4 protein-coding genes and 2 pseudogenes are annotated in these 8,844 nt (G+C 34.9%); 3 read left to right on the top strand and 3 right to left on the bottom strand.

Annotated elements, in window-relative coordinates; translation table 11 throughout:
• The 3 genes and pseudogenes from I6U48_RS29330 to ygfK form a co-directional block, all read right to left on the bottom strand.
• A pseudogene (locus I6U48_RS29330) lies at nucleotides 1-318 on the bottom strand (sulfide/dihydroorotate dehydrogenase-like FAD/NAD-binding protein); the annotation flags it as partial.
• Between the two features lie 81 nt (nucleotides 319-399).
• Nucleotides 400-1,728, bottom strand: coding sequence for a uracil-xanthine permease family protein (locus tag I6U48_RS29325; protein ID WP_218324051.1), 1,329 nt, complete (start codon nucleotides 1,726-1,728; stop codon nucleotides 400-402).
• A gap of 253 nt (nucleotides 1,729-1,981) precedes the next feature.
• Nucleotides 1,982-4,978, bottom strand: coding sequence for a putative selenate reductase subunit YgfK (gene ygfK / locus I6U48_RS29320; RefSeq protein ID WP_218324050.1), 2,997 nt, complete (start codon nucleotides 4,976-4,978; stop codon nucleotides 1,982-1,984).
• 529 nt (nucleotides 4,979-5,507) lie between these two features.
• On the opposite strand from ygfK, the gene dpaL reads away from it, so the two are divergent.
• The 3 genes and pseudogenes from dpaL to I6U48_RS29305 form a co-directional block, all read left to right on the top strand.
• A complete protein-coding gene (dpaL, locus tag I6U48_RS29315) occupies nucleotides 5,508-6,716 on the top strand; it encodes a diaminopropionate ammonia-lyase (protein ID WP_218324049.1) in 1,209 nt (402 codons plus the stop codon).
• A gap of 71 nt (nucleotides 6,717-6,787) precedes the next feature.
• Nucleotides 6,788-8,092 (top strand): YgeY family selenium metabolism-linked hydrolase, encoded by a 1,305-nt coding sequence (locus I6U48_RS29310; protein ID WP_218324048.1) that lies wholly within the window; start codon nucleotides 6,788-6,790, stop codon nucleotides 8,090-8,092.
• 161 nt (nucleotides 8,093-8,253) lie between these two features.
• Nucleotides 8,254-8,844, top strand: a pseudogene (locus I6U48_RS29305) (knotted carbamoyltransferase YgeW); the annotation flags it as partial.

Here is an 8,844-nt window from a genome sequence, read left to right as displayed (position 1 = left end):
TTTTTTCTTTAGTTCTTCTATATCTTCATGAACAAGATCTGAGGGCTGTCCTAGTGGTCCAACAAAATCTGCGAAACTTTGTCCTTCTTCATATTGTAACATCTTTTGGGTTGATTCACCAAGTGTCTGAAACACTATAGTTACTGTTCCTTTTGCAGCATCATAATCACAGATTGTAAGTGGTATTCTTTCACCTTTTTCATCCATTTTAACTATAACGAATTGGCCTGGATGACAAGATCTCGCAACTCTTGAAGAATCTACATCCATTAGACAGATGTTTTCTGCAAGCAATCTTTTTTTTACTATTTTATACATTTTCATTCCCCCAACAATGACGTTTGCTTTAATCTAAATAGACTATATAGAATCCATTATATTCTTAAGCCAGGTTTCTACCTATGCAGCTTTTTTCTCAACAATGGAAGTTTTTTCTTTAGGTAATACTATATTCAAGAATACCGAAAGTGCAGCAGCTATAGCAACGCCAGAGCCTTCAAAAAGCATTTTTATAAGTGGATTAAAGTACTTACATGCATCTGGTACAAGAGCAAATCCTACCCCTACCCCTAAAGATACTGCGAGAATTGTAGCATTTCTTCCTTGTAATGGTGCCTCAGTAACTTGATTAATTCCACTAACAATCATCATACTAAACATAACTACAGCAGCACCACCTAAAACACTTGAAGGCATTACTGCAATAACAGCTCCTATCTTAGGAAAAAGACCACATATTATAAGGAACATTGCCCCTGTAGCAACTGTAAATCTATTTACAATTTTAGTCATAGTTATTATTCCTACGTTCTGTCCATAAGAAGTAGTTGGAAGTACATTAAATAGTGCTGCAAAAATTGAACCTACACCATCTGCTACTACAGAACCTGAAATTTCTTTATCTGTTGCAGCTCTTCCTATTCCACCAGCAGCTATACCACAAACATTACCTACTGTCTCAACTGTAGAAACCATATAGATTACACAAATTGATAATATTGCATCTAAATGAAATTCAAAGCCAAATTGAAGTGGTCTTGGAATTGCAAACCAGCTTGCAGTAGCAACTGATGCAAAGCTTATTTTCCCCATCATTAATGCTGCTATATATCCCACAATAAGTCCTATAAGAATTGACGATTTACTTAAAACACCTTTTGTAAAGTACTGCACTACAACTATAGTTACCAATACTATGGTACCCAAAATCAAATTCTGCATTGATCCAAAGTCTTTTGCACCAGCACCACCTGCAAAGTAAGTCATTCCTGTTTTAATAAGAGACAATCCAATCGCTAACAAAACTATACCAGTAACAATTGGCGGAAAGAATTTTCTTATGTGTTTAAGGAAAAATCCTAAGAATATTTGAAAAATTCCTCCAACCAATGCAGCCCCAAGTACGCCTGGGAGTCCATACTTCCCAGCTATAGAAAGGCATACTGCAAGAAATCCAAAACTGGTACCCATGATTATCGGAAGTCTTGCACCAATTGGTCCTAAAGGAAATGCTTGAATTAACGATGCAATTCCTGCAACAAACATAGCGCATTGAATGAGAAAGGCTTTTTGTTCTACTGGAAGCTTTAAAGCACCTGATATTATAATAATTGGAGCAACATTACCAACAAACATAGCAAGTACATGCTGAAGTCCTAATGGAATTGATGTTCCAAGAGGCGGTGTTCCATCGAGCTTATAAATTAGTGAATTTTTTTCTTTATCCATAATAATTCCTCCTAAATCTAATATAGTTAGTTGTAATCTGTAAATACCATAAAAAGGTTATCTGCAAATTTTACTTTTGGACAATAAAAATTTAACTTGTTGAGAAAACGTTTAATTAGATAATAAAATTCAAATCAATTTTCAAACGTATATACCTCATATTAAACCACTGTTTGCTTAAAATGTTCTTGGTTTTGAAAAGTACCTTGCAAACATATATACCTTATCACAAGATACTTTTACTGCTTATTACCTATTTCATTAATAAGTAATTATAATTTTCATAAACAGATAATATTAAATTCTTTATTCCTTCAGAAATATCAGAAGAAGCGTCTTTAAGATTGAAATCGTTAACTTTTGCTCCAAGTCGTACCCTAAAAGTTAAAGTTGTCTCATCCAATAATACAAATCCCTGATTTTTACTGTTTTTGAAATCTTCTAAATTAGCAAATAGAGTGAATTTCTCCTTGTATGGCGAACTGTCATATGGACAGAAACTTGTACAATTGCCACACTCATTGCACATGTAGTCTACATGAATTATCTGTGACATCTTGCTTCCTGACACTCTAACTGCTATATTTGCTCTATTAGGACAAACATCAGTACAAGATTCACATATAGAATTACACTCTAAACAACGCTTTGCTTCATCTTTTACTTCTTTCGAATGTAGCAAGATACCTTTTCTAGAAACCATTGCCTTTACATCGCTTGAAACAGTAATTTCAGCTCTAGGCTTTAATCCAAGAATTGCGTTAACTGCCTTTACAGCATCACTAATAGCTAAAACTACAGTTGCTGGTCCCTTTGCACCGTCTCCCACAACATAAACCTTTTCACTGGAAGACTCCATAGTCTCAGGATTCATCACAGAATAACCTTTGTCTGTTACCTTCAATCCTAATGACTTATAGTATTCACCATTTACCTTCTCACCAAGAGATGCTACTACTAAGTCTACATCAAGTGTAACCGCTTCCTCTGTTACAACTGGCTTCTGTCTACCTGAAGCATCCATCTCACCAAGAACTACCTTATGACATGTAAGTTTTCCATCCTTCTGAAATGCAGGGGCTAATAACTCTTTGAATTTTACGCCATCCTCTAAAGCAAATTCTAATTCTTCCTCGTCTGCTGGCATGTTTCTCATATCACGACGATATATAATATAAACATTTTCTACTCCAGCTAGTCTCTTAGCTGCTCTTGCTGCATCCATTGCAGTATTTCCCGCACCAATAATAGCTACATTTTTCCCTGCTTTTATTGTTTCTGGAGCTTTTTTACATGCTCTTAAAAATTCAATTGCATTAATTTCATTATCGCAGGTTATTCCTAGTGGCATTCCATTATAAGCTCCCACTGCAAGAATCACATTATCATAACCGGCTGACTTTAGCTTCTCTAAATCTGTAATTGGATGATTAACTTCAAATCTTGCACCCATTTTAGCTGCCAATGCTACATCCTTGTCAATAGATTCTTTAGAAATACGGAAATCTGGGATTACATTCTTTACAAGACCGCCAAGTTCTGCTTCTTTTTCAAATACTGTAACCTGAGCTCCTTCTCTTGCCAGTAAGTAAGCACTTGCAATTCCTGCGGGACCTCCTCCTACAACTGCAACTTTCTTATCTTTATATTTATCTGAAGACTTAACCTCTTTTATTAGTTCATCAAAAGCCTTTTTAGCTGCTTCTAATTTAGAGCTTCGAATTGCCACAGATTCTTCATAGAAGTTACGAGTACATTTATCCATACAAGTATGATTACAGATAGTACCTGTTATAAATGGAAGTGGATTCTTATCAGTTATAACTTCAAGTGCTTCTTTATATTTTCCTTCTCCTACAAGTTTTACATATGTAGGAATGTCCTGATTAATTGGGCATTGCTCACTGCATGGAGCTACAAAACAATCCAAAAGCTCAACTTTTTTCTTCATCTTTCTTGAAGGTAACGGTTTTACAGCTTTGGTATGATGTTTGTCTTTCTTAATCTCTTCTATTATTTTTCCAAGACCATCTAAAGATACACCTTCAAATGTTTTGTATTCGATTTCTTCAAGTTTATCTGCGATTTGATTTCCTCTTTGATATCCTCCTGATTTCAGAAGAGTTGTAGCTATAGTTATTGGCCATATGCCGACATTAAATATCTTATCTATATTAAAATAGTCAGCTCCTCCTGAGTATGAAATACGAAGCTTTCCACCAAAAGCTTTGCTTAATTTATATGCAACTGACAATGAAAGAGCACACAAAGATCTTCCTGACATATACATTTCTTCACTTGGAAGTTCATTTCTAGTTACATCAACTGGGAACGTATTGGTGATCTTAACACCAAACTCAATGCCAAGCTCACTCCCCTTCTTTTGTAACCTCTGAAGCATTGGCACAGCATCTTCAAACTGTAAATCATCTTTGAAATGGAAATCTCCAAATACTACATAACCATATCCCATTTCATCCATAATAGATCTTGCAGTATCATAGCCTAACAATGTAGGGTTGCATTTCACATAGGTATTCAAATTCTTTTCTTCTAACAAATAAGAGGCAATTCTTTCGATTTCCTGTGGTGGACATCCATGAAGTGTGGAAACCGTTACTGAATTACATACTGTAGAAGGTATATTTTCAATATATTTTTTATCTATGTTTTCAAATTTGTGAACATTTGTAGTTAGATATTCCATACATTCTTTCCATATAGAAGTATTCTTTGCATCCTTCATGTTGTCAATGAAGTTATTAATCTTTTCAGATTTAATGCCAGCCAAATCATAGCCAACACTCATGTTGAATACAAATCCATTCTCTGATCCAAGACCAAATTCTTTGGAAATAATTTTTAATGCAAACCACGCCTTTATATATTCATTAAAAGCCTCTGGAACACGTAGTTCAGTAGACCATTCGCAGTTATAGCACTCATCCTCAGCCAAAATACAAGGTTTACTTACTGGTAAATCTTCTCCATCAAGTATCTGAACCGTTTTCAATTCGAAGAACCTGCTTCCTGCATAATAAGCTGCTACAATATTCTGAGCTAGCTGTGTGTGTGGACCTGCTGCAGGACCAAAAGGTGTTTCAATTTTCTCACCGAAAATATTTAAAACCCTATCATTGTTCTTAACAAACTTCTTACGAACACCAAAAATACTCTCTGAGGCTTTTTTCTCCTCAAAAATCCAATTCATTAAATTTTTAAAAGGGATTGGCGTCATTCTGTCTCCCATCTTATTAGTTCCTCCTTATTATACTTTAATACTTATTATTAGCAATCTGCCTGTTGTCTGCATTCAGCAATTGCTTCTGCTTCATCTAGGCGTCATGTTTCTGTAAACGTTTGTGCATATTATAGAAAAAAAAAACTATCTTTTAATCCAAATGTACCTCTAAAGCCTGTACAATAACACTTCAGCTTACTAAATTGATTGCATTTGGAACTTTCCCCATCGCTGTTTAGTTCAGTAAAGTTAGTTTAGCATTATAAAAATAGTCAGTCAATATAAAATCAAAAAAAAATTATTTTTACCTAAAAATTTTTTATTTGTAATTTTTTATCAATCTTTTAAAATCACTCATATCATTATATAAAAATAATATTTTTTATTCATCCCTAAAAAATTTTCTGTTTATCAAAAAATTTTTTTGTTTTTCTATTGATTTTAAAATTTAATGTGGTATCATAAGATTAAGTCGAAACGATTACACAGCAAAAGTTGACAATAAATTTTTATTTACATAATTTCAAGGAGGTATTTTATGAATCAGGTAAAATGGATAAAAAACACTATGCCACATACAGATGATAAACACTTAAAGCTAATGGATTTAACAGAAGTAGAAACAGCAAGGAATTTCATTAAAACTATTCCAGGATATGAACCAACTCCTCTTGCAGAACTTAAAAATATGGCTAAATATTTAGGACTTAATAATGTATTTGTAAAAGATGAATCCTATAGATTTGGTTTAAATGCATTTAAAGTTCTTGGTGGAGCTTTCGCAATGACTCGTTACATTGCTTCTAAAACTGGAAGACAAGTATCTGAGTTAACTTTTGAAACTCTAACCTCTGATAAATTAAGAGAAGAATTCGGTCAAGCAACTTTCTTTACTGCAACTGATGGAAATCATGGTAGAGGCGTTGCATGGGCAGCCAATAAATTAAAACAAAAAGCAGTTGTTCTTATGCCAAAGGGTACTACGGAGGCACGTTTCAATAATATAAAAGCACTAGGTGCAGAAGTAACAATAGAAGAAGAAAATTACGATGAATGTGTACGTATGGCTGCATCAGCTGCTGAAAAAACTCCAAACGGCGTTATGGTTCAAGATACTGCTTGGCCTGGTTATGAAGAAATTCCTTCATGGATCATGCAGGGATATGGAACTATGGCTATGGAAGCTGGTGACCAACTAGAAAAATCAGGTGTTACTCGTCCTACACATGTGCTTGTACAAGCAGGTGTTGGTTCTCTTGCAGGAGGAGTTATAGGTTACTTTACTAATAAATATGCAGATAACCCTCCAACCTTCGTAGTTGTTGAAGCTGATACTGCCGCTTGTCTTTATAAAGGTGCAGTAGCTGGTACTGGAGAAGAGGCAGTTGTAGATGGTGACATGCAAACAATCATGGCTGGTCTAGCCTGCGGCGAACCAAATACTATCTCCTGGGATATACTTAAGAACCATGTATCTATTTTCACTACTGCTTCTGATCAAGTTGCAGCAAATGGAATGAGAATGCTTAGCGCTCCATGTAAAGGAGATCCACAAGTGGTATCCGGCGAATCTGGTGCAGCTCCTTTCGGTGTTTTAGCTGCTATAATGACTAAACCTGAATTGGCTGACTTAAAGAAAGCACTAAATTTAGACGAAACTTCAAATGTACTTCTTTTCTCTACTGAAGGAGATACAGACCCTGAAAGATATAAAGAGATCGTTTGGGACGGCAGACAATATGATTAATTGATTAACTAATCAATCATAAAATTAAATATAAATAGAAAAAATTTAAATATAAATGGAGGAATCATATTATGGATTTTAATAAAATTAAAGAAGCATCAGAAGGTTATAAACTAGCGATGACTAAATTTTTAAGAGACTTAGTAGCAATTCCAGGTGAAAGCTGTGAAGAGGAAGGTGTTATAAAAAGAATAGAAGCTGAAATGAAAGCATTAAACTTCGATAAAGTTGTAATAGACCCTCAAGGAAATGTTCTTGGTTATATGGGAACAGGAGAAAAGATAATAGGCTTTGATGCTCACATAGATACAGTAGGTATCGGTAACAGAGCTAACTGGGAGTTCGACCCATATGAAGGATATGAAAATGAAGAAGAAATTGGTGGAAGAGGAGTAACAGACCAATTAGGCGGTATTGTATCAGCTGTATACGGCGCTAAAATAATGAAAGATTTAGGTCTTTTAAATGACAAATATACTGCATTAGTAACTGGAACAGTTCAAGAAGAAGACTGCGACGGAAACTGTTGGCTTTACATCATAGAACAGGATAAAGTTAAACCTGAATTTGTAGTAAGCACTGAGCCAACTGATGGCGGAATCTATAGAGGACAAAGAGGACGTATGGAAATACGTGTTGATGTACAAGGAGTTTCATGCCACGGTTCAGCTCCAGAAAGAGGAGATAACGCAATCTACAAAATGGCCGAAATATTACAGAATGTAAGAGATCTTAACGAAAATGATGCTGCTGATGATACAGAAATCAAAGGCCTAGTAAAAATGTTAGATGAAAAATATAACCCAGAATACAAAGAGGCTCAATTCTTGGGACGTGGTACTTGTGCTACATCACAAATATTCTTTACTTCACCAAGCCGTTGTGCAGTAGCTGACTCTTGCTCAATTTCAATAGACCGTCGTATGACAGCTGGTGAAACCTGGGAAAGCTGTTTAGATGAAATTCGTGCACTTCCAGCTGTTAAAAAGTACAATGCAACAGTAAGCATGTATGATTACAGCAGACCAAGCTGGACTGGACTTTCATATCCACAAGAATGTTACTTCCCTACATGGGTTATTCCAGAAGACCATGCTGTAACAAAAGCAATGGAAGAAGCATATATCGGCCTTTACGGAACAACTAGAAGCGGTGCTGCTGAAACAGATGCAATGAGAAAAGCTCGTCCGCTTACTGATAAATGGACATTCTCAACAAATGGTGTTGCTATAATGGGTCGTCATGGAATTCCTGTTATAGGCTTTGGACCTGGTGCAGAAGCTCAAGCACATGCTCCAAATGAAAAAACTTGGAAAGCTGATTTAGTAAAATGTGCTGCCGTTTATGCTGCATTACCAACTCTATATTGCAAATAATACCTAGCTAATATTGATTTGTTCTTTTACAAAATATCCGACCTAAAATACTGACTAACTGAATGATCTATTTTTAGGTTGGATATTTCTACTTAATAATAATAGTAGTAGCTATAATAAAAATAATAAAAGAAAATTTTAAAATAAGAGGAGTTTTAATAATGGATAAAAATTTAAATGCTTATATTGAGAAGTTAAACAAATTAAATTTCAAAGAAATGTACAACAATGACTTTTTCCTAACTTGGGAAAAATCAAAAGATGAATTAGAAGCTGTATTTACAATTGCTGATGCTCTTCGTTACATGAGAGAAAATAACATCTCTACTAAAGTTTTTGAAAGCGGACTTGGAATTTCATTATTCCGTGATAACTCAACTCGTACTCGTTTTAGTTTTGCATCTGCTTGTAACCTTTTAGGACTTGAAGTTCAAGACTTAGATGAAGGAAAATCACAAGTAGCTCATGGAGAAACTGTACGTGAAACTGCAAACATGATTTCATTCATGGCAGATGTAATAGGTATCCGTGATGACATGTATATAGGAAAAGGAAACACTTACATGCATGAAGTTTCAGATGCTGTAAAACAAGGAAATGAAGATGGAATATTAGAACAAAGACCTACATTAGTTAACCTTCAATGCGATATCGATCACCCAACTCAGTCAATGGCTGATATGCTTCATATCATTCATGAATTTGGCGGAATAGAAAATCTTAAAGGTAAGAAAATTGCAATGACATGGGCA

The sequence above is a fragment of the Clostridium thailandense genome, from assembly GCF_019207025.1.
GTDB lineage: Bacteria > Bacillota > Clostridia > Clostridiales > Clostridiaceae > Clostridium_AM > Clostridium_AM thailandense.
This window is presented reverse-complemented; position numbering and strand designations above follow the sequence as displayed.